Genomic DNA, 20455 nt, shown 5'->3' with positions numbered 1-20455 from the left:
CGGCTTTGCAACAATGGACAGGTGACTGTTGCAGCAACTCCTCCCGCCCCCAAGCTGGAACTCCCGCCCCTGAAGCTGGGCCCCATCACCGTGGACACCCCGGTGATCCTGGCGCCGATGGCCGGCATCACCAACTCGGCGTTCCGCCGTTTGTGCCGTGAGTACGGCGGCGGCATGTACGTGGCGGAGATGGTCACCTCCCGTGCCCTCGTGGAGCGCACCCCCGAATCCCTGCGCATCATCTCCCACGACGACGACGAGAAGGTCCGCTCCGTGCAGCTGTACGGTGTGGACCCCGGCACAGTGGGCGCCGCCGTGCGCATGCTCGTTGAGGAAGACCGCGCGGACCACATCGACCTCAACTTCGGCTGCCCGGTGCCCAAGGTCACCCGGCGCGGCGGCGGCTCCGCCCTGCCCTGGAAGATCGACCTCTTCACCGCCATCGTGCAGACGGCCGTCAAGGAAGCGTCCAAAGGCAACATCCCGCTGACCATCAAGATGCGCAAAGGCATCGACGATGACCACCTCACGTACCTCGACGCCGGCCGCATTGCCCGCGATTCCGGCGTGGCCGCCGTCGCGCTTCACGGCAGGACCGCCGCCCAGTTCTACTCGGGGCAGGCGGACTGGTCCGCGATCGCCCGCCTCCGTGAGGCCTTGCCGGACATCCCGGTCCTCGGCAACGGGGATATCTGGTCCGCCGAGGACGCAGTCCGCATGGTCCGCGAAACCGGCGTTGACGGCGTGGTGGTGGGCCGGGGCTGCCAGGGCCGGCCCTGGCTGTTCGGCGACCTCCAAGCGGCCTTCGAAGGCAGCGACACCCGCTTCCGGCCCAACCTCCGCCAGGTGGCCGAGGGCGTGTACCGCCACGCTGAACTGATGGTGGAGACCTTCGGTGACGAGGGCAAGGCGCTGCGTGAGATCCGGAAGCACATCGCCTGGTACTTCAAGGGCTACGTAGTGGGCGGCGAACTGCGCACCCGCCTGGCCCTGGTGACCAGCCTTGAGGTCCTGCGCGACACCCTGTCCGAACTGGACCTCGAGTCGCCGTACCCGGGCATGGACGCCGAGGGTCCGCGCGGCAGGGCCGGCTCGCCCAAGAAACCGGCCCTGCCCAAGGACTGGCTCGAGTCCCGCGCATTGAACGCGGAGCAGTCCGCGGACATCTCTGCCGCGGAACTGGACGTTTCCGGTGGCTGAGACCAGGACCGCCGCGCCCGTCCTGCCCGGTTACGACAGCCACGACTCCGCCCGCTGGGTGGAGGAACCGCCCAAGAACGTCTACCGCTCGGACTTTGAGCGGGACCGCGCCCGGGTGCTGCACTCGTCGGCGCTGCGCAGGCTCGGGGCCAAGACCCAGGTGGTGGCGCCGGACACTGACGACTTTGTCCGGACCCGGCTCACGCACAGCCTCGAAGTGGCCCAGGTGGGCCGCGAACTGGGCCGCGCCCTGGGCTGCGACCCCGATGTTGTGGATACCGCCTGCCTCAGCCACGACCTCGGCCACCCGCCGTTCGGGCACAACGGGGAGTCGGCACTGAACGAGGTGGCGCACGCCATCGGCGGTTTCGAAGGCAACGCCCAGACCCTGCGCCTCCTGACCCGGCTCGAGCCCAAGGTCCTGGGCCCGGACGGCGCGCCTGCCGGCCTCAACCTGACCAGGGCGAGCCTGGACGCGGCATCGAAGTATCCGTGGTCCGCGCTGGAAGCGCCCGTGATCCATGGCCAGCGGACCAGCAAATTCGGCGCCTATGAGGACGACCTCCCCATCTTCAACTGGATCCGGGAAGGCGCCCCCGAGCGCCGGACCTGCCTGGAGGCCCAGGTGATGGACCTGGCCGACGACATCTCCTATTCCGTGCACGACGTCGAGGACGCCATCGTCGCCGGCCATTTCCAGCTCCGCTGGATGGACAACCCGGACCACCGCGCCCGCGTGGTGGGCTACGCCAAGCAGTGGTACCTGCCGCACAACGACCCCGCCGCGATCGACGCCGCCTTGGCCCGGCTGGAGGCCACGGATGTGTGGGTGCGCGAAGCTGACGGCAGCCGCAAGTCCATGGCCGCCCTGAAAAACATGACCAGCCAGCTCATTGGCCGGTTCTGCCAGAGCGCCCTGGAGACCACCCGGGCCGTCTACGGTCCGGAGAACCTGACCCGGTACAACGCCCAGCTCATGGTGCCGGATGAGACGGTGATGGAAATCGCCGTGATGAAGGGCCTGGCCACCACGTTCGTGATGACCACAGAGCACCGCCAGCCCATCTACGAGCGCCAGCGCGAGGTGCTGCACGCCCTGGTGACGGCCCTGAGCGCCACCGGGGACCGCCACCTCGAGCCGATGTTTGCTGCGGACTGGCGTGACGCGCCCGACGACGGCGCGCGCCTTCGGGTGGTCATCGACCAGGTGGCGTCACTGACGGATGGATCGGCGCTGGCGATGTATGAGCGGCTGGTGGGGAGCCTTCCGTCGCTGTGGTGAGGAACGGCACATGGCGCCGGACGTCGTCGTACTCCGGGGCCGGAAGGTCAGCACCCGGGGCTAGGATTGCTCTGTGCCTGGGCTGATCAAACGTGAAGATATCGACGAAGTACGCCAGCGCACGGACATCAAGGAAGTGGTTGACGGCTACGTCACGCTCAAGGGCGCCGGGCTGGGAACCTACAAGGGGCTGTGCCCCTTCCATGACGAACGCTCACCGTCCTTCACCGTCCGCCCGCAGGTAGGCCGCTACCACTGCTTCGGCTGCGGCGAGGACGGCGATGTTATTGCGTTCGTGCAGAAGCAGGACCACAGCTCCTTCCAGGAAGCCGTAGAGAAGCTGGCCGCCCGGATCGGCTACGAGCTGCGGTATGAGGACGGCGGCACCGGCCCCAACCGCGAGGAAGTGGGCCGCCGGCAGCGGCTGCTGGACGCCCACAAGATCGCCGATGAATTCTTCCAGTCCCAACTGCTGACGCCCGGGGCCGCGGAGGCGAGGACGTTCCTGCACGGCCGCGGATTCGACCGTGCCGCCGCCGAGCAGTTTGGTGTGGGCTACGCGCCGCAGGGCTGGGACGCGCTGCTCAAGCACCTCCGCGGCCGGGGTTTCACGGACGCCGAGCTCAAGCTCACCGGGATGTTCTCCGCCGGGGGACCCGGAAACCAGCAGAGAATCTACGACCGTTTCCGCGGCCGCCTGATCTGGCCCATCCGGGACATCGCGGGCGACACCATTGGGTTCGGCGCCCGCAAGCTTTACGAGGACGACCAGGGCCCGAAGTACCTCAACACTCCGGAGACCACGCTCTACAAAAAATCCCAGGTGCTGTACGGGATCGACCTCGCCAAGCGGAACATCGCCAAGGACCGGCAGCTGGTGGTGGTGGAGGGCTACACGGACGTTATGGCGTGCCACCTGGCGGGAATTCCGACGGCGGTGGCCACCTGCGGAACGGCGTTCGGCACCGAGCACATCAAGATCGCCCGCAGGCTGCTCTCCGACGACGGCACCGGGGGAGAGGTCATCTTCACCTTCGACGGCGACGCCGCCGGCCAGAAGGCCGCGCTGCGCGCGTTTGAGGAGGACCAGCGGTTCACGGCCCAGACGTACGTGGCCGTGGAGCCTACCGGGGCGGATCCCTGCGACCTGCGCCAAAGCAAAGGCGACGAGGCGGTGCATGCCCTGGTGCAGTCCCGCCGGCCGCTGTTTGAGTTCGCTATCCGCACCACGCTGAAGCAGTTCAACCTGGATACCGTGGAAGGCCGGGTGCAGGGCCTGAAAGCCTCGGTGCCCGTGGTTGCCGCCATCCGTGACGCGTCCACCCGTACCGGCTACTGCCAGGCCCTGACCGGGTGGCTGGGTATGCCGGACCCCAATGAGGTGTTGCGCCTGGTCACTGCCGCGGTGAAGCGCGGCGACCAGGGCGGGCCTGCCGCTTCCGGTCCCGGGGCTGCCTCCCGCGCTGCCCAGCCGGGCGGACCCGGAGTAGCTGCCGGGCCGCCGTCGGGCGCTGTACCCTCCTTCCACCGGCCGGACCCGCGGGACCCGGTGGCCTCCATGGAACGGCAGGCGCTGGAAGTTGCCCTGCAGGAGCCTGCGCTGCTGGCGGGCAGCGTGTGGGACCGGTTCGCCGCCGCCCGTTTCGCCACCCCGGCCTTCCAGGCTGTCCACGATGCCATGCGCGCTACTGGCCCGGCCCTCACCGCTGACCCCGTGCGGTGGGTGGAACACGTGATGCACGAGGTTCCCGAGCCGCTGCGGCCGCTGGTCTCCGAGCTGGCCGTGGTGCCGCTGCCAGCGAGCACGGAAGAGGCGGTGCAGAAGTACTGCCGCGATATCCTGGCGCGGCTGTTCGAACTGCAGATCACCCGGGTCAAGGCCGACAAGATGGGCCAGCTCCAGCGGCTGGACCCGGCGGCGGATCCGGAGACCTACCAGCGGCTCAACCGCGAGCTCATGATGCTCGAAATGGAACGCCGCGCACTCCGGGCAGAGGCCTAGCAGGTCCCGCAGGCCCCAGGGCCGCCACGATTTCGTTTCCAGGCCGAGTCTTTGCTAGGCTAATACCCGCTTCATTCCTCCTTAGCTCAATTGGCAGAGCATTCGACTGTTAATCGAAGGGTTGCTGGTTCAAGTCCAGCAGGAGGAGCGCACAATCCCCGTTCCGGGCCTCCGGAACGGGGATTTTTTATGCCCGGAAGCAGCCGTACGGCCCGCAAAACCGCCGATTTCACTTTGGTGCGGATCCTTTGCTAATGTCATACCTGCTTCATTCCTCCTTAGCTCAATTGGCAGAGCATTCGACTGTTAATCGAAGGGTTGCTGGTTCAAGTCCAGCAGGAGGAGCAACAAGAAAAATCCCCGTTCCTTCCCTTGGGAGGAACGGGGATTTTTTTGTTTCAGACGAAGTCCATTTCCACCTGCAGGAAGCGCTCTGCTTCCGCGATGGCGGCCAGGAACGCCTCCTTTTCGGTGGGCGACTTCCGCGGCTGGCGCGGGTTCCACTCATGCGGTGCCGAATGGATCCGGACAAATCCGGTGTCCGGCGGCGCGTAGAAGATGCCGAAGCGCTGCACGGGCCATTCGGGGGAGGTTTCCGGGGCCACGAGGAGCGCTGCATTGAAGGCGGGATTGTACCACTGGGCGATCGGCCGGCGGCGGTCTTCGGTAAACAGTCCTGCAGCGTAGAGGGCGGCTGACTGCTCGCCGCTCTGGGCGCATAACCGCTCCCACCACAGTGGCAGGATCCGGGTATCGCACCGTTGCCACGAGGCCGGGAGCTGCGGTTGATCCTGCCAGCTGGGCACGAACAACATTTTATCGCGGGAGGGGCGCCTGGCGGCAGGCGACGCGGCACAGCGGGCTTGGCAGGGCCTGGCTTGGTGCAGTGCGGCACGAGGGGTTTAGGGGCGGTTCCAGGGGCCCGGGTTGACCCGGTACAGCAGCGCGGAGCCGGCCAGCATGCCCAGCGCAATCCCTATGGCCGGATTGCCCAGGGCCCGTCCGGCGAAATAGCCCACGACGGCGCCCAGTACCGCCCCGAGGAAGAGTCCCCGGGGGTTCCGGTGCGGCTTGCGCCTGGCTGGGTTCTTTGGCATCCGGGTCAGTGTTCGGATTAATGGATGGAGGGGACAGTCCTGGGCCGGACCACGAGCCACAAGGCCGCGATGGCCAGCAGGATGCAGGCGGCCTGTACGGCGCCCATCGGGGTGGCGCTGGTGATGCCCAGCCATCCGACCACAGGGGAGATAAGCCCGGCCGTCAGGAAGGTCGCGGCGCCCAGGAGGGAGGCAGCGGTGCCGGCCTGCGCGGCATGGCCGGCCAGGGCGAGCACCTGGACGCAGGGGAACATAAAGCCCGTGCCCATGATGTAGAACCACAGTGGGACCAGCACGCCCCAGAGACCGAGCCCAAGCTGGTCGAACAGCACGATCAGCATGGCCATCAGGAAGGTCCAGGCCGTGGCGCAGGCAAGGATCCATTGCGGCGGCACCCGCCGGATCAGGCGCGAACTGGTCTGGATGCCGGCGACGATCCCCAAGGAATTGATGCCGAAGAGCAGGCCGTACTCCTGGGCGGAGAAGCCGAACACGTCCTGGAACAGGAAGGGGGAGGCCGAAAGGTAGGTGAACAGGCCGCCGAAGTTCATGCCTGCCACTATCAACAGGCCAACAAAAATCCTGTCGCTGAAAAGTATGCGGTAGCGCTGGCCGACCGTCATGCCGCTCTGCTGGCGCTTTTCCGGCGGCAGCGTCTCGCGCACCAGGAACAGGGCAGCGACAATGACGATCGTGCCGTACGCGGCGAGGAACACAAAGATCCCCGGCCATGGCATCACCAGGAGCAGCTGTGAACCGATCACCGGAGCCAGGATCGGTGCCAGCCCGTTGACCAGGGACATGCGGGAAAACATTTTCACCATGGCGTAGCCGGAGAACAGGTCCCGCACCATGGCCATGGCCACCACGCCTCCGCCGGCTGCCCCAACACCCATCAGGACGCGGAAGATGCCCAGGGTGGTGATGTCGGTTGACAGTGCGGCGCCCAGCGACGCCGCAATGTGCAGTGCCGTAGCCAGGATCAGCGGCATCCGCCGGCCTACTTTGTCGCTGAACGGTCCCACCACCAGCTGGCCGAAGGCAAAACCCACCGTTGTCCCGGCCAAGGTCAGCTGAACCTGGGCTTCCGTGACCCCCAGGCTCGCCTCAAGTGCAGGAAAGGCCGGAAGGTAGAGGTCGATCGTGAACGGACCCAGGGCAGTCAGGGCGCCGAGAAGGAGGATGTACAGGAGTTTGCGGCGGCGGGTCAACAGATCGCCCGGATTGCTGGGAATGGTCACGGAAATCAATCCTAGGCCCGGGCCAGGGGATTTTTGCAGCGTTGTAGGCCACGCCGTCCGGCAAGCCCCGAAGTTGGCCCTGAACCTGAATGATAGTTTTGGGGGCGGGGACGGTGCAGCTGCACTCTCCCGCAGCCATGGAAGCCGAATCCACCATGAAACAGTAAGGCGGGACCGATGAGCGGACGTCACAGCGGGCGGACCAGCCAGGGAGTGCGCATCGCCGCGCTGCCCGGGACGCTTAAACTCCTTTTTCGGCTGGCACCCCGCCAGCTGAACGACGAGATCGCCTTCGCAAAGATCGAGCTTAAGCGCAAAGGTGTCCAGGTCGGAGTTGCCGCCGCGTTCCTCGCCGTCGCCCTGATTTTTGCCCTCTTCCTCGTGGTGGGACTGATCGTTGCCGCCATCATGGGCCTGGCCACCATCATGCCCGCCTGGCTGGCTGCCCTGCTGGTTTCCGCCGCGTTCCTGCTCATTGCACTTATTGGCGGCCTGATCGGCGTCAGCCGGTTCAAGAAGGCCATGCCGCTGCTGCCGGAGGAGACTATCCGCGGCATCAAGTACGACATCGGCGTCGCCAAAGAAGGCTCGGCCTTCAACCCTGCGCTGCTGGATCCCCAGAGCCCGGAGGCCAAAGCCGCCAAGGCTGCGAAGGCGGAGGCGGCTGCAAAGGCCAAGGCTGAGAAGGAGGCCAAGGCTGCGGAGCACAACAAGGAATTCCCGCAGGCCTCCGAGCCGGAACTCGCCCGCCGCCTCAGCCAGCGCCGCCACCACCTCACTGAGGTCCGCGACGACCTCGGTGAAGAGCTCGACGTCAAAACCCAGGCCCAGTTCCTGCTGGCTGCCGCGCAAGGAAAGCTGCGTGAAGGCCAGGTCCTCGCGGGCCGCGGCAAAGAACTCGCCGCGCGCCGGCTGGCCGGTCTTTCAGAGTCCGCCGGCGGCCTGGGCAGCCGGTGGAAGCCGCTGGCTGCCCTCGCGGCCGCCGGCACGGTCTTCGTTGTGCTGGTCCGCAAGCTCCTGCGGACGTACTAGCACCGCCCAGGCAGGGCTGCTCCGGCAGCCTGTAATGCATGGGCACAATACACAAATGGTTAGTAGGCGCCGGAGGGCAGCGGGAAGGAAGGGGACGGGATGAAGTTCATCGGTGCCGGCTCCCGGCCCGGCCGCCCCCAGGTGGACCACGACCGCGTTTTCACCATCCCCAACCTGCTCACCGTGGTGCGCTTTATGGGGGTGCCCCTGTTCATTTGGCTGGTCCTGGGGCCGAAGGAATACGCCGCCGGCGTGGTGGTCCTGGCGGTTATGGCCGGCACCGACTGGATTGACGGCTACGTTGCCCGCCGCTTCGACCAGGCTTCCAAGCTCGGCCGGGTCCTGGATCCCATCGCCGACCGCCTGGCGCTGATCGCCGTCGCCGTCACCCTGGTGATTGCCGGCGTCGTCCATTGGCTCTACCTTGCCGCGCTGGTCATCCCGGACGCCATCCTGCTGGCACTGACGCTTTCCTTCTTCCGCGGACACCCGGACCTTCCGGTGAGCGTGGTGGGAAAGGTCCGCACCGGCCTGCTGCTGCTCGGCACTCCGCTGCTGGTCCTCTCGCGCCTGGACACGGGATGGTCCGATGAGCTGTTTGTCGCGGCGTGGATTGTGCTGGGGCTTGGCCTGATCGGCCACTGGATCGCCGCCTACAACTACTTCTGGGCCATCCTGCGCAAAGGCAGACAGCTGCGTCACGACGGCGGGACCGCCTGATGGTGTGGATGGCCGTTGTGCTGGCGCTTCTCGGGGCTTTCTGCCTCGCCCTGGGTGCCCAGCGCCAGGGAAGCGCCGTCAAGGCGGACACCGGGGGACTGGCCCTGAGCTCGAACGGGTTCCTCCGCCTGCTGAGGAACCCCCGCTGGGTGTTCGGCCTTCTCCTGCTGGGCGCCGGAATGGCCATGAACGCAGTGGCCCTTGTGTCAGCCCCACTTACCGTCGTTCAGCCCATCGGGGCCATCGCGCTGGTCATCACCACCATCATCAATGCCAAGGACCAGGACCTCACGATCAACCGGGCAACGGTGGTTGCCATCTCAGCCTGCGTGACAGGCTCGGCGCTCTTTGTTATCCTCGCGGTCAACGTCACCCAGGAAAACCACCACGTAAGCGTCGCGGACGAACTCACCATCGTGCTGCTGCTCGCCCTCGCCGTCGGCCTCTTCGGCACGTTGGCAGTGATGTTCAAGCACCGGATCAACGCCTTCGTCTACATTCTGGGGGCCGGGGTGCTCTTTGGATTCGTGGCCGTACTTACCCGGATTATCGGCAAGCACCTGCTCGATCCGAACGGGCTCTTCCTGCTGAATGTGCAGTGGTACTCAGTGGTTGCGCTGATCGCCGCAGGAGGACTCGGGTCATGGTTCGTCCAAAACGCCTACTCCTCAGGACCTCCCGACCTCGTCATCGCAGGACTGACGGTCATCGATCCCTTGGTGGGAATCGCCATCGGGATTGTCATCCTCGGAGAACTCCGACCGGATGTGCACGCCGTGATGGCCATTGCCATGGGAACTGCCGCTTCCCTTGCTATCGTGGGGGTAATCGCCCTTTCCCGGCACCACCCCGAGGTCACGAAGCGCAAGAAGGACGCGCGACGAACCGCGGGCAAGCCGGTCCTTTAGTTCCTGCCGACCAGTTTCCAGTCCGTCCCTTCCAGCCAGTAAATACACGAGGCCCCGGCGCCAGCCGCGGCCGGCCGTGCTGTCAGTACCAGCTGTCCGCACCGTGACCATCAGGAGCCCTCCACGTGACCACGCCCGCAGACCAGCAAGCCCTGACCATCCTGATCGCCGCTGACACCTATCCGCCGCACATCAACGGCGCAGCCCAGTTCGGCTACCGCCTGGCGAAGGGAATGTCCGGCCGCGGCCACAACGTGCACGTGCTGGCCTGCCGGGCGGACAACGGGAAGAGCTTCACGGAATTCCGGTCAGAGGCAACCGTCCACCGGCTCCGTTCGCACGGCGTCCCCACGCACGAGTACTTCCGGATCTGCTTCCCCTGGGAAATCAAGAAGGAAATCAGCCTCCTCTTCGACCGCGTCCAGCCCGATGTGGTGCACATCCAGAGCCACTACATGATCGGCGAGCACGTCCTCTACGAAGCTGTCCGGCGCGGCATCCGGATCGTCGCCACCAACCACTTCATGCCGGAAAACCTCAACCCGTTCCTGCCGTTCCCCCAGTGGTTCAAGAACATCATCGGGCGCATCTCCTGGAAGGACATGGGCAAGGTCATGGGCCAGGCGGACGTGGTGACCACCCCCACCCCGCTGGCTGCCAAGGCCATGCACCAGCACGCCTTCCTGCGCAAGGTCCTTCCGCTCTCCAACGGCATCGACTCCGCGGCCTACGAGCTGCAGCCCGGCGAGCAGATCGAACCGCACCCGCACCCCACGGTGTTGTTCGTGGGACGCCTGGCGGAGGAGAAGCATGTGGACGTGCTGATCGAGGCCGTCGGCAAGACGCCTTCCGAGCTGAAGGTCAACCTGGAGATCGTGGGTGGCGGTGAGGTGCGGTCCAACCTCGAAAACCTCGTCCAGCGGCTCGGGCTGGGGGGCCGCGTGAAGTTCCTGGGACTGGCCAGCGACGAGGAACTGCGGAAGGCCTATATCCGGGCCGACCTGTTCTGCATGCCCGGCACTGCGGAGCTCCAGTCCTTGGTCACGCTGGAGGCGATGTCAGCCTCCACCCCGGTTGTACTCGCAGACGCCATGGCCCTGCCGCACCTGGTCCGCGATGGCGAAAACGGATACCTTTTCACCCCCGGTGACAGCGACGACCTGGCCAAGAAGATCACCCTGATCCTGGAACTGCCCGCAGACCAGCGCGCAGCCATGGGCCAGGTTAGCCGGCAGATGGTGGAACGGCACAGCATCGAAGGCACCCTGCAGACCTTCGAGGACCTGTACCGGGGCGCACGCTTCGAGGACAAAGTGGTCTAAACGCATCCCACGGTTTGCTAGAGTAATTTTGCCCCGCAGGCATCTCCCCTTTTTCAGGAGGGCCGGCCCGGGGCATGGGGGGCTATAGCTCAGCTGGTTAGAGCGCGGGACTCATAATCCTAAGGTCCTCGGTTCAAGTCCGAGTAGCCCTACCCCAAAAGAGCCCCTGACCTGCGGAAACGCCGATCAGGGGCTCTTCTCTTTTTAAGTTCTAAGGTCGGCATCCACCGGAAACCCACCGGAATCATTCCATGCGCTGGCCGAATGCCTCCAGCAGAGTCGTGTTGTCCGGCGCCTCGTGGGTCTTCTGGACGTAGTGCTTCCGCGTGACGTTCTCGCTGGAGTGCCCCAGCTGGGCGGACGCCACGGCCATGCCTGAGGAGGCTTCCAGCAGGGTTCCTACCGTCTTTCGGAAGGTATGCGGGGTGACCCACTCGAAGCCGAGGTCGTCACGCGCTGAGCGCCACTGCTTGCGGAAGTTGTTGGGGTCCCGGAGAGAACCGACGGCAGAGGGGAACACGACGTCCCACGGTTGGCCTCCAGCTGCCCGATTTGCCGCCTCAGAAGCATTTCCACTGCGAAGGCGGGTAAGAAGTACCTTTGGCGGGAATTTGCGGTCTTAGGGTGATCCTGGATGGTCAGGCCCTGACCCGGCATGTAGACGATGGTCCCGTTCACCGTGACCGTGGGACGGGCAGTCTTCAGGTCGATGTCTTTCCAACGGATCGCGAGGGCTTCACCGATCCTCGCCCCGGTGGCGAGCATGATGTCGACGACGTCGAGCATGTCCACGGTTGGATAGTGGCCAGCCTGCTTCTTGCTGGCCTCCCACTGGCGGAGCCCGGCACGCAGGGCGCCGACCTCCGCCACGGTCAGTGCCCGGACTTCCTTGTGGCTGGTTGGAATCGTGGCGACTTCACGCAGCGGGTTTCCGTCAAGGGCGCCGTGCCTGGCTGCCAGGCCCAGCATGCCCGACAAGACGGTCTTGCAAAGCTTCGCGGTCGCGTTTCCGTGCTTGGTCCTCATGGTCTTCAGGAACCGGTCCAGGGTGGAGACTGTGGCTTCCCGGATCCGGAGGCCGCCGACGCCCGGGCAGACGTAGTTGTCCATGATGTCCCGGTACCGGCGCCGGGTGTTCAGCGCCCGGCCTGTGTCCTCAAACTCCGCCCACCAGATAAGGGCGAGCTTCGTGATGCGCATGTCACCGGTGATGTCCTCCCCGGCCGGCATCGCCCGATCCGTCAGTGCAGCGATCAGCGGCCGCTCCGCTTTCGCGCCACGGTCATTCTTTGATGTAGCTGTCGCCCGCGCTTCGACTTTCCGGGTCACACCGTCGAAGTCACGAAACCGGGCCATGGCCCGCCAAACTCCGGGGCTCACCTCGTCCCGGCTTATTCTCCCCCAAGTGCCGATTTGAAGTGGGGGTCTAGGCATAGCTGTCGCTGTCTTTAGGGAGGCGGTTCTCCGGAGGGGCGTGCGAGACCACCAATCTGACCTGAACCTGCCGGCGGGATGCCATCTACGGTTCCAGTCTTGCCGATAACCAGGCCTCAAAGTCCCGGCGGCTGATGCGCAGATGCTTACCGATCCGGTGAGCTTTCGGTCCGACGTGCTTCACCCGCCATTGATAGAACGTCTGTTCGGGGATCTGGAGTTGAGCGCAGATCTCTTTTGGCGTGAGCCATTCTTGTTCGGCCGCACCCGGCCCGCCGCTGCGTTCTGGCGTGGTAGTCATGTGAGATTCTCCTTCATGTCGGCATTACTGCCGGTACGTGCTGCCGGCGGTGTTCCTAGTCCATAGGCGCCAGTAGACCTGGCTGCATGACTTGGTGGCAAGCGTCGCTAGTCCATATGAAATGCCGAATCTGGCTTGACCTCTCCGGCAAAGCTGGCGGCCATGGTTTGGATTTCTCCCCGCGCTTGATCCGGGCAAGCGGTGAATCGGGCAATGGACATGCGTTCGACAAGACCAGCGCAATGCAGCATTACTACGTGCCGACGGATGGTCAGATTCTGCCGCTTACGCCATGAGATGAGTGACAGGAGGTGACCGCCGCGATGACGACCCTTGGAGTAGAAGAAACGTCGAATCGGCCCCAAGTGTCTCGCCGAGCCCCGGCGTTCTGGGCTTGGGAGGCCGAAGGCGTCGGACGACGTCGAGGTTTTTTTCCTCCCGCTGAGCGCTGCTGCCGCAAGGCAAAAAGGGGAGTGTGCACAATGTGCACACTCTGGGCTTCGGATCGGATCGGGTCGTAGCGGTTCCTTTGGCTTTGGCCACCTGGCATTCCCGAAGACGTGGATCAGGCCGCGCGCGGCATCGCGGAGTGCAAGACGACCAGCGGTGACGACCTCCGCCGCGAGTTCGGACTGCCGCCCCGGTGACTGACGCACAAACCGCCCACAAAGGACGGTGGAAGATCGACGTGCGATGCACAGACGATGACGGCCCCGCTGTCCTCTTCGGTGACGAAGGAGATCGAGTCGACCAAGATTGCGGTCATACCCGTGGCTGTCTGGACTTTCTGATGCCGGATCATGGCTAGATGGCCCGCGCCCGGCCGGCCCAGTACGGGGCGCGGAGGGCCTTATTTATCCGCCTTACCGAACGGCGTTAAGGGCATTGCTCCGATGATTTGAACCTTTTTGGGCCTCTTGTAGTTTCCGAGGAGGCTGCGGGCCTGGAGAGTATGTCGTCTTCGGTTATGTGGCTGTTGGGGGTCGGGACGACGGCGCAGGCAGCTTCACCCCAGTCCTCGTCGGGCACGCCGATGGCTGCGACCTGTTCCACGCCAGGGATTTTATGGATTTCGGCTTCTACTCCGGAGCAGTAGACGTTGTATCCGCCGGTGATGATCATGTCTGCTTTGCGGTCCTTGATGTAGAGGTATCCGAGTTCATCCCACTGGCCCCGGCCGACGGTAAGACGGCCAACCAAGTCAATCAGCAGTTCCCAGAAGTGACTGCGCCGACTGCGCGGGGTGCTCGGCGTCGGCTCACTGGCCGGTAAGCAGCCGATCACGGGCGCAGTTCACCACGGCGGACAAGTCCAGCCCATAGGTTCGCCCTTCGCCGGAACCGTACTCCTGGAGCCGGGCCGCGCCGCGCTCGAAGAGACGAAGCGCACCAACGGAGTTCCCTCGGGCGGCGTGGGTGAGCGCGACGCAGATCTGGGCGAGGCCCTGCCAGAGCTGGCGTTCTTCGTCCGGTCCGGCTTTCCAACGGGCCTCAAGTACCTCATGCGCGGCGAAGGGCCGGCCGCCCTCCACCAGAGTCCGGGCCAAGACCAGGGTCTTCGCCGGCGGCAGCGGCTCCTCCGAAACCGGCTCGACGCCCGCGCTTCCGTACGGCAGGGGCCGCCCAAGGGCGTCACGGGGCCGGGCCTGCCGCGGGCGTTTTAGAGCATCCCGATCCCGGTCACCGGTCATTGTAGTTTCCATCCCTTAGCGTTCCTGGACCTTGCCGGGCCTTTCATACGCCCAATGCTAGGACCTGGCGCCGTCGAACACGGCCGGCGCGGAGGAGGCTGTCGGCCTGGAGGAGAAATTGGTTACCGCTGGTCCCGTCGCAGGGGGTGATCCTTCGGAACTTCAACCAGCACAATTCGTACTCCGTCGGGGTCCGCGATCCACATCTCCACCAGCCCCCATGGCTCCTGCTGCGGCTTGCGGATCACCGGGACCGCCGCTGCCAGCAGCCGCTCGTGCTCGAGCTGCACGTCGCGGACCTGGATCCAGATTGCCATGGTATTCCCCGGGGGACCGGGCGACCGTCCGCTGACCTCAAGAAAACCGTTGCCCAGGAAGAACACCAGGCCCGGCGCATCAGGGCTCCCGAATTCCCGGTAAATTGCCAGGCCAAGCGTGTCCCGATAAAACCGGTGGCTCCGCTCAGGGTCGGACGGATGAAGCAGGATCCGGCTGCCAAGGACTTCCATGTTCTCCATCCTGCCCTCCTTTCCGTGATTGGATCGTGTCGGGAACGCAGAATCCTGGTCCGGGATCTGGAAGCCGCCGGCTCTCCGGAGTCAGGTGTGAGCTGAGCCCCTACGTCGGGACCCACGTCATCGCAATCCACCAATCTGTCGGGGCATCCCACTAGAGTCTTATCTCATGGGGAAACTCGCTGACCAACCAGCTCGATCAGAGGCGACGATTGAGCCCCGGCTCGTGATGAAGGGCGACGACGACAAGCCGTTCATCCAAGGCGAATTCTTCGTCGCCGCGTACCAGCGCGGCTACCGCTGGGGACGCCACGAAGTACGCCAACTTCTGGAGGACATCAAGACCCACAAGCGCGAAGCCGGCAGGGGAGAGCCCACCGATTACTACCTCCAGCCGATCGTCGTGTTGAAGCGCGATGGTGGGAGCTGGGAACTCGTCGACGGCCAGCAGCGGCTAACAACCCTGTTCCTGATCACGAAATACGTCGCCACGAAGATCGCCGACTCCAAGTTGGACTACCTGCTCACCTACGAAACCCGATTAGGTAGCCGCGACTTCCTGGAGACTCTCGACTTCTCGCGCCGTGACGAGAACATCGACTACTACCACATCGCCCAAGCGTACGAGGTTATCGGAGAGTGGTTCGACGAACAGCCGAACGCCACACAGGCCGCCATCAATCTCCACACGGCGCTTGCTAACTGGGTCTACGTCATCTGGTACGAGGCACCGCCGGGCACCGACGCCACCGCACTCTTTACGCGCCTGAACCGTGATCGCATCCCGCTCACGGACTCGGAGTTGATCAAGGCTCTGGTGCTATCCAACAGCGGCGCAGCCGGCGGCAAGTCGGGGCGGCAACAGGAGATCGCTGCCCAATGGGACGGGTTCGAGAGGGATCTTCGTGGGCCGCAGTTCTGGGCATTCCTCACGCGTTCATCGACCGAAAGATCGACCCACATCGACTTCCTTTTCGAGTCCATGACGCCGAAGGCGGGTCTAAGAGAACGGCCCCGCTACTGGACCTTCAGCAAAGTCCAGGAGGACATCGCCAAGCGGGGAACGGCCGCCTTCTGGCGCGACGTCGTCGAGCGCCACGGACTGCTGACAGGTTGGTTCCAAGACCGCGATCTCTACCATCGGATCGGCTACCTCATCCAGGTCGGTGACTCGATCCAAGAACTTATCGACCTATCCCGATCCCGTACGCACTCGGACTTCCGAACGGCGCTCGTTGACCGAACACGCAAGCGCCTTGATCTCACTACTGACAAGGTCTCCCTCTTGCGCTACGGGAAGGACTACGGCAAGTGCACCGACGTCCTGCTCCTCATGAATGTCGAGACCGTGCTCCGCAGCAGCGACATCGGGAGCCGCTTCTCGTTCCACGCCTACGTCGATAACTGGTCGCTGGAACACATCCATGCACAGAACTCCGAAGCCTTCGAGAAGGAGACCGAACGTCGAGACTGGCTACGGACGCACAGGAAGAAGATCGAAGAGTCTCACTGGCCGCGAGATCAGCGGGCCGATGTGGAAGAGATCATCGATAAGATCAACGCCCATCTGGCCATGGCCGACGGTAAGACCGATGAGCGGAGTTTCGACTGGATCTTCCGGCAGGTCCTGGCTTTGTTCAGCGCTCCTGACGCTGACGCCACCGATGAGGACACGCACGGACTCGGCAATCTCGCGCTGCTCCAACGCGACTTCAACAGTAAGCTGAACAACGCGGTCTTCGCCCTCAAACGCGAACAAGTGATCGGGCTCGACCAGGATGGGGCCTACATCCTGCCCTGCACCCGTAACGTCTTCCTGAAGTACTACACGGCCGCGGCCGACCAGCAACTCTCCCTGTGGGGTCCACAGGATCAGGCCCACTACCTCACCGCGTTGATCGACAAGGTGAAGCGCTTCCTGATTGTCGAGAGCTCTCCCGCTGACGAGGTCGATGTATGAAGGGCTACCCCATCACGTTCCTCGGCCTATTCGACGAACCCGTCGGAGACCGTCCCCGCATCACTGAGATCGAGATCCCGATCATCCAGCGTGACTTCGCGCAGGGCCGAGCTGACGAGGAGGTCAGCGCCCTCCGGGACCGCTTCCTGGACAAGGTCATCGAAGCCGCCACGACTGACAGACACATGGGCCTCGACTTCGTGTACGGCGACGTTCAAGCCGGAATCCTGCAGCCACTCGATGGCCAACAACGCCTCACTACCCTGTTCCTACTGCACTGGTATGTCGCTTCGCGCGCAGAAAAGCTCGACCCGGACGCCCCTTGGCTGCACTTCTCCTACTCGACCCGGCCGACAGCTCGAGACTTCACCCAGACCATCGCCGAGAACCCGTATCCGGGCGGGCTGGCCTCTCCATCGGTCTGGATCAGCGACCAGCCGTGGTACGTCTACCCGTGGCGCCACGACCCGACCATCTCATCGATGCTCGTCATCCTCGACGCGATCCATCGACGGCTCGACCCGCACGCCGAGGAAATCGACGCCGTGTGGGACCGGCTCGCAGCTCGGCCCGCCGACGTCCAAAACAGCGCCATATGGTTCCTGTTCCTCCCCGTCGTCGATATCGCCCACGGCGAAGACCTCTATATCAAGATGAACTCGCGCGGGAAGCCACTGACGACGTTTGAGGTCTTCAAGGCGGACTTCGAAAGCATCATCAAGTCAGCCGACCCTGACCGGCACAAGCACCTCGTCGAGAGCATCGACGGAGTGTGGGCCGACCTGCTCTGGGAGTACGAGAAGCGAGCGGCGAGCGACTACAAGATCGACGACGAGTTTGAGCGGTACCTCACGTTCATCATCGAAATCTGCGAGTGGCGCGACGGGAAACTTGACCGAAAGTGGCACGACAAGCAGGCACGAAGGCTATGGCCGATCGAGGAACGAGCCCGACTCGCCTTCGCCGACCCCGACAACGAACATGCCGCTCGGAATCGAGACTTCTTCTTCCACGCGTTCGACACGTGGATCGACGCCGGTCCCGTCACCCACATCAGAGTTCCTCCCGACCCGCGCGCCGAGTTCAGCAAGCTGTTCACCGCCGGCGGCGTCGGGGAAGGATCGATTCCGCTCTTCTCCACAACCCCTGACCTGTTCGGTGGTTGCATCCTCCGGTACGCGTCCGACTTCACGGCACAAGAGACGCTGCTCCTCTTCGGAGTCCTGCTCGCGCGACAGGCCGATGACACGATAAGTCAGGCCGAGATAGCCAAGCGCCTGCGTTCTCTACGCAATGTCACTGCCGCATTCCTCGACTTCAATCGCATGCCTGCCTACGTGGCACAGACCGAAAAGCTGATCGTTCACGGCGAGCTGGAGGATTCAGGGGCCTTCCGAAGCGATTGGGTTGCTGATGAGGTCCTCAAATGGTCGTTTCTGGACGAGCACCCGGAAGCCATTGACGCCGTGCATCAACTCGAAGACCACCCACTGGTTCGCGGACGCATCATGGCGTTCGAGCTCGATGCAGCCACGCTGGAAGCACGCGCTGAAGCATTCGCAGACGTGAGCGGGCAGGAACTGCGCGACCTGCTCGGCGCCGCGCTGCTCACGAAAGGGGACTACTCACGCGATGTTGGCTGGGCGGGAAGGCGTCGCCAGCTCGGAAGTTCCCAAAAGGACGACTCCTGGACCGACATGCTCACCACGGGGTCTCGGGCGAATCTCGCGAACATGCGCGAGCCGCTGATGGCTCTGCTGGACGACGTCGCCACAAGGGCGGCGACCGGTACGAATCAGCCGAGCGACGCCCTCGATGCGATTCGCGCCCAATGGCTCGCTGAACGCGAGTCCCGCAACTTCTACGACTGGCGATACTACCTCGTCCGCTACTCCGGCGCCCGCAGCTCGAAGGGCGATGGCTACTTCGACGGCACCTACGACAGCACAATCGGCGGATTCGCTTATCAGCGCCTCCGGATGCTTCACGGTAGCAACTACAACGCTTATTTCAGCGACGCGCTGCTACGTGCGGCCTGGGTCGATGGCTCGCTAGGTTCTGATGCCGAGGAACCAAGTTGGTGGCACCGCGATGACCCAGGCCTCACGCTCAAGAAGTCCCGCATCGAGATTCGCTGTGATGACAACGCTTTCGAACTCGTCCTTCCAGACGACCAAGAGACCGTCGAGGTCAAGATCGCCAAGGCCTTGACGGCGTTCGACTCTGACGACCACTTGCGGGTTATGGTCCAGCAGACTCCCGAGGGCGGCCGGCTAGTGGATAGCGAGGACCGGATACAGCTCTGTGTGCGGCTGGTGCGCGCGTTGGCAGTTGAGGACCTCTGACGGTCATTGCAGAACGCCGCAGTCGAAGCGTTTGCGACCTTCGCTCCAGAATGGCGCATCGTGACGGAGATACCGGCGGCAGGAGATGGGTGTAACCCCATCCGTAAGCCCAAGGGTCTACAGCGATGAGGGCTCCGATGTCCGGTTCATGGCGCGGCCCTCATCGAGTTGGACTCCGCGCGGATGCGCTTCGCAGAGTTCTCTCACACATTACGAAGAGTCCACTCGTGCCCGTCGACAATGATCATCGCGAGTCGGGCGATGTGCTCTACTTGGGCCCGCTGCCCGGCCGTCATCTCGACCGCAGTGTCGAGGAAGACCCAGTCGAACTGGCCCGCGGAGAAAGTGTTGGCGATGAGTGCATCGCGGAAATCGACCGGGTAGATTGCTGCGGCCTTCGGGTGCTTGCGGATCAGGAGGTTAAGCATCGCCTGACTGGAGTCAATGCCCGCATAGCGGTCAGCACTTGCGAGCCCAAGATCGAGCACTCGGCCGGTGCCGCAGCCGATGTCGAGAACGTGGGGCGGGTACTTTCCCCGAGCATCATCGAGGAGCCGCTTGACACGGTTTGACTCCCCGGAGCCGGTGGGGTGCAGGACGTCCCAGATGGTGGCGACCGCGTCGTACGGCGACTCGATGTCGCTGACCGTGGAGGGTGCGTTCTGGATTCCGTAGAACAGCCGAGTCGTTGCGCGGTTGACCAGTGTGGTGTCGGTGAAGTGGTTGTCCTCGGTCCACCAGCGGTACTTCCCGTCGGGGCTGACGAGATAGATCTTGGTCAGCGAGTAGTACTTGCCCGGCTGCCCGAAGGTGTGGATCACGCGCGAGGCGCGAACCATGTCCTCGTGGGTCACGCCTGAGGTGCGCCCTTCGACGATGTAGTGGTGGGGTGCCGTCTCGGCATAGGTCTTAGCGAACGTCCACTCCCGGGAGGTTGCAAACTCCAGCCACCAATCCAGGTCCTGCTGGGTAATCCGGCCCTCAGTCATCTGTCTTCTCCTAGTTACGTGCGTCCGGTCTCGTAAGATCAGGATGCACGGCACCTCCGACAAAACCGCTGCTCAACGTCGTTGGAGGTGTCGCGACGTTGGCGCGCTGGCGACTGATGCACCGATAGATGACAGCCTGAGCTGTCTTGCTTGTAGGCGGGCCCGGATGGACGCAGCAGATGCCCGTAGACCGCCACCCATCCACCGCAGAAGGCGAACTCAGATGGTCGTCGCTTGCGGCAACTCTCGGATCGCCGGTACAGGGTCGCCCTGGACTTGCCGAGGTCACGGGCGACCTGGGTGCCAGGCTCCCCGTCTGACGCCGCCCACCGAGATCCTTGCCGACAGCCCTCCATCGAATGGGGTGGGGGGCAGACACATACGGTGGCGTTCGCCCACCGCTTACCCACCGGAAAC

The 20455-nt window shown here is 64.3% G+C and carries 19 protein-coding genes and 3 tRNA genes; 13 read left to right on the top strand and 9 right to left on the bottom strand.

The features are described from left to right. Positions 1-21 precede the first annotated feature (21 nt). From dusB to ARTSIC4J27_RS13715, 5 genes are all read left to right on the top strand, one after another. Positions 22-1200, top strand: a complete 1179-nt coding sequence (gene dusB, locus ARTSIC4J27_RS13735) for a tRNA dihydrouridine synthase DusB (RefSeq protein WP_050055757.1) — start codon at positions 22-24, stop codon at positions 1198-1200. Further along, a complete protein-coding gene (locus ARTSIC4J27_RS13730) occupies positions 1193-2482 on the top strand; it encodes a deoxyguanosinetriphosphate triphosphohydrolase (RefSeq protein ID WP_050055756.1) in 1290 nt (429 codons plus the stop codon). The genes dusB and ARTSIC4J27_RS13730 overlap by 8 nt, the downstream gene beginning before the upstream one ends. Positions 2483-2555: 73 nt before the next feature. Beyond that, on the top strand, positions 2556-4484 hold the full coding sequence (gene dnaG / locus ARTSIC4J27_RS13725; protein WP_050055755.1) for a DNA primase: 1929 nt from the start codon (positions 2556-2558) through the stop codon (positions 4482-4484). A gap of 75 nt (positions 4485-4559) precedes the next feature. Then, a tRNA-Asn gene (locus ARTSIC4J27_RS13720) sits at positions 4560-4632 on the top strand. A gap of 124 nt (positions 4633-4756) precedes the next feature. Then, a tRNA-Asn gene (locus ARTSIC4J27_RS13715) sits at positions 4757-4829 on the top strand. 53 nt (positions 4830-4882) lie between these two features. On the opposite strand, the gene ARTSIC4J27_RS13710 is transcribed toward ARTSIC4J27_RS13715, so the two are convergent. The 3 genes from ARTSIC4J27_RS13710 to ARTSIC4J27_RS13700 all read right to left on the bottom strand — a co-directional run bounded on the left by ARTSIC4J27_RS13710 (position 4883) and on the right by ARTSIC4J27_RS13700 (position 6822). Then, positions 4883-5290 (bottom strand): hypothetical protein, encoded by a 408-nt coding sequence (locus ARTSIC4J27_RS13710; RefSeq protein ID WP_050055953.1) that lies wholly within the window; start codon positions 5288-5290, stop codon positions 4883-4885. Between the two features lie 96 nt (positions 5291-5386). After that, positions 5387-5581 (bottom strand): hypothetical protein, encoded by a 195-nt coding sequence (locus ARTSIC4J27_RS13705; protein WP_050055754.1) that lies wholly within the window; start codon positions 5579-5581, stop codon positions 5387-5389. A gap of 17 nt (positions 5582-5598) precedes the next feature. Further along, a complete protein-coding gene (locus ARTSIC4J27_RS13700) occupies positions 5599-6822 on the bottom strand; it encodes a multidrug effflux MFS transporter (RefSeq protein ID WP_200900829.1) in 1224 nt (407 codons plus the stop codon). Between the two features lie 177 nt (positions 6823-6999). On the opposite strand from ARTSIC4J27_RS13700, the gene ARTSIC4J27_RS13695 reads away from it, so the two are divergent. The 5 genes from ARTSIC4J27_RS13695 to ARTSIC4J27_RS13675 all read left to right on the top strand — a co-directional run bounded on the left by ARTSIC4J27_RS13695 (position 7000) and on the right by ARTSIC4J27_RS13675 (position 10956). Beyond that, the gene (locus ARTSIC4J27_RS13695; protein WP_050055753.1) at positions 7000-7854 is read left to right on the top strand and encodes a phage holin family protein; all 855 of its coding nucleotides are present in this window, start codon (positions 7000-7002) and stop codon (positions 7852-7854) included. A gap of 99 nt (positions 7855-7953) precedes the next feature. Further along, the gene (locus ARTSIC4J27_RS13690) at positions 7954-8574 is read left to right on the top strand and encodes a CDP-alcohol phosphatidyltransferase family protein (protein ID WP_050055752.1); all 621 of its coding nucleotides are present in this window, start codon (positions 7954-7956) and stop codon (positions 8572-8574) included. Then, a complete protein-coding gene (locus ARTSIC4J27_RS13685; RefSeq protein WP_050055751.1) occupies positions 8574-9482 on the top strand; it encodes a DMT family transporter in 909 nt (302 codons plus the stop codon). The genes ARTSIC4J27_RS13690 and ARTSIC4J27_RS13685 overlap by 1 nt, the downstream gene beginning before the upstream one ends. A 125-nt stretch (positions 9483-9607) precedes the next feature. Then, positions 9608-10804 carry a glycosyltransferase gene (locus ARTSIC4J27_RS13680; protein WP_050055750.1) on the top strand — a complete coding sequence of 399 codons (1197 nt, stop codon included), beginning with the start codon at positions 9608-9610 and terminating at the stop codon, positions 10802-10804. A gap of 78 nt (positions 10805-10882) precedes the next feature. Next, a tRNA-Ile gene (locus ARTSIC4J27_RS13675) sits at positions 10883-10956 on the top strand. A gap of 92 nt (positions 10957-11048) precedes the next feature. Here ARTSIC4J27_RS13675 and ARTSIC4J27_RS22205 read toward each other — a convergent pair. Further along, positions 11049-11324 (bottom strand): tyrosine-type recombinase/integrase, encoded by a 276-nt coding sequence (locus ARTSIC4J27_RS22205; protein ID WP_083435482.1) that lies wholly within the window; start codon positions 11322-11324, stop codon positions 11049-11051. Between the two features lie 999 nt (positions 11325-12323). Continuing rightward, on the bottom strand, positions 12324-12539 hold the full coding sequence (locus ARTSIC4J27_RS13665) for a helix-turn-helix domain-containing protein (RefSeq protein WP_050055748.1): 216 nt from the start codon (positions 12537-12539) through the stop codon (positions 12324-12326). A gap of 86 nt (positions 12540-12625) precedes the next feature. Between ARTSIC4J27_RS13665 and ARTSIC4J27_RS22555 the strand changes: the two genes are divergently transcribed. Then, positions 12626-12835 (top strand): hypothetical protein, encoded by a 210-nt coding sequence (locus ARTSIC4J27_RS22555; RefSeq protein ID WP_152683876.1) that lies wholly within the window; start codon positions 12626-12628, stop codon positions 12833-12835. A 580-nt stretch (positions 12836-13415) separates the two neighbouring features. On the opposite strand, the gene ARTSIC4J27_RS13660 is transcribed toward ARTSIC4J27_RS22555, so the two are convergent. From ARTSIC4J27_RS13660 to ARTSIC4J27_RS13650, 3 genes are all read right to left on the bottom strand, one after another. Next, positions 13416-13661, bottom strand: a complete 246-nt coding sequence (locus tag ARTSIC4J27_RS13660) for an AMP-binding enzyme (RefSeq protein WP_152683875.1) — start codon at positions 13659-13661, stop codon at positions 13416-13418. Between the two features lie 136 nt (positions 13662-13797). Further along, positions 13798-14229 (bottom strand): DUF309 domain-containing protein, encoded by a 432-nt coding sequence (locus tag ARTSIC4J27_RS13655; protein WP_050055951.1) that lies wholly within the window; start codon positions 14227-14229, stop codon positions 13798-13800. Between the two features lie 122 nt (positions 14230-14351). Further along, positions 14352-14747 carry a VOC family protein gene (locus tag ARTSIC4J27_RS13650; RefSeq protein WP_235436679.1) on the bottom strand — a complete coding sequence of 132 codons (396 nt, stop codon included), beginning with the start codon at positions 14745-14747 and terminating at the stop codon, positions 14352-14354. A 166-nt stretch (positions 14748-14913) separates the two neighbouring features. Between ARTSIC4J27_RS13650 and ARTSIC4J27_RS13645 the strand changes: the two genes are divergently transcribed. Together ARTSIC4J27_RS13645 and ARTSIC4J27_RS13640 are read left to right on the top strand one after the other, a co-directional pair. Next, a complete protein-coding gene (locus ARTSIC4J27_RS13645; RefSeq protein ID WP_083435459.1) occupies positions 14914-16704 on the top strand; it encodes a DUF262 domain-containing protein in 1791 nt (596 codons plus the stop codon). Continuing rightward, complete coding sequence (locus tag ARTSIC4J27_RS13640; RefSeq protein WP_050055745.1) at positions 16701-19049, top strand: DUF262 domain-containing protein; 2349 nt, start codon at positions 16701-16703, stop codon at positions 19047-19049. Before ARTSIC4J27_RS13645 ends, ARTSIC4J27_RS13640 begins: the two co-directional genes overlap by 4 nt. 203 nt (positions 19050-19252) lie before the next feature. On the opposite strand, the gene ARTSIC4J27_RS13635 is transcribed toward ARTSIC4J27_RS13640, so the two are convergent. Next, entirely contained in the window at positions 19253-20038 is a 786-nt protein-coding gene (locus ARTSIC4J27_RS13635) for a class I SAM-dependent methyltransferase (protein ID WP_050055744.1), read from the bottom strand. Positions 20039-20455 lie beyond the last annotated feature (417 nt).

Origin of the sequence: Pseudarthrobacter siccitolerans, from assembly GCF_001046895.1 — a bacterium.
GTDB classification, from domain to species: Bacteria; Actinomycetota; Actinomycetes; order Actinomycetales; family Micrococcaceae; genus Arthrobacter; species Arthrobacter siccitolerans.
The sequence above is the reverse complement of the archived record's forward strand: the minus strand, read 5'-3'. Positions and strand labels throughout refer to the sequence as shown.

What these genes read in the sequence shown, in the direction of transcription:
- ARTSIC4J27_RS13690 (WP_050055752.1), top strand. Translation starts at nt 7,954, where the DNA reads ATGAAGTTCATCGGTGCCGGCTCCCGGCCCGGCCGCCCCCAGGTGGAC.
- ARTSIC4J27_RS13650 (WP_235436679.1), bottom strand. Translation starts at nt 14,747, where the DNA reads ATGGAGAACATGGAAGTCCTTGGCAGCCGGATCCTGCTTCATCCGTCC.
- ARTSIC4J27_RS22555 (WP_152683876.1), top strand. Translation starts at nt 12,626, where the DNA reads ATGACTTGGTGGCAAGCGTCGCTAGTCCATATGAAATGCCGAATCTGG.
- ARTSIC4J27_RS13640 (WP_050055745.1), top strand. Translation starts at nt 16,701, where the DNA reads ATGAAGGGCTACCCCATCACGTTCCTCGGCCTATTCGACGAACCCGTC.
- ARTSIC4J27_RS13695 (WP_050055753.1), top strand. Translation starts at nt 7,000, where the DNA reads ATGAGCGGACGTCACAGCGGGCGGACCAGCCAGGGAGTGCGCATCGCC.
- ARTSIC4J27_RS13660 (WP_152683875.1), bottom strand. Translation starts at nt 13,661, where the DNA reads ATGATCATCACCGGCGGATACAACGTCTACTGCTCCGGAGTAGAAGCC.
- ARTSIC4J27_RS13635 (WP_050055744.1), bottom strand. Translation starts at nt 20,038, where the DNA reads ATGACTGAGGGCCGGATTACCCAGCAGGACCTGGATTGGTGGCTGGAG.
- ARTSIC4J27_RS13655 (WP_050055951.1), bottom strand. Translation starts at nt 14,229, where the DNA reads ATGACCGGTGACCGGGATCGGGATGCTCTAAAACGCCCGCGGCAGGCC.
- ARTSIC4J27_RS13685 (WP_050055751.1), top strand. Translation starts at nt 8,574, where the DNA reads ATGGTGTGGATGGCCGTTGTGCTGGCGCTTCTCGGGGCTTTCTGCCTC.
- ARTSIC4J27_RS13705 (WP_050055754.1), bottom strand. Translation starts at nt 5,581, where the DNA reads ATGCCAAAGAACCCAGCCAGGCGCAAGCCGCACCGGAACCCCCGGGGA.
- ARTSIC4J27_RS13665 (WP_050055748.1), bottom strand. Translation starts at nt 12,539, where the DNA reads ATGACTACCACGCCAGAACGCAGCGGCGGGCCGGGTGCGGCCGAACAA.
- ARTSIC4J27_RS13645 (WP_083435459.1), top strand. Translation starts at nt 14,914, where the DNA reads ATGGGGAAACTCGCTGACCAACCAGCTCGATCAGAGGCGACGATTGAG.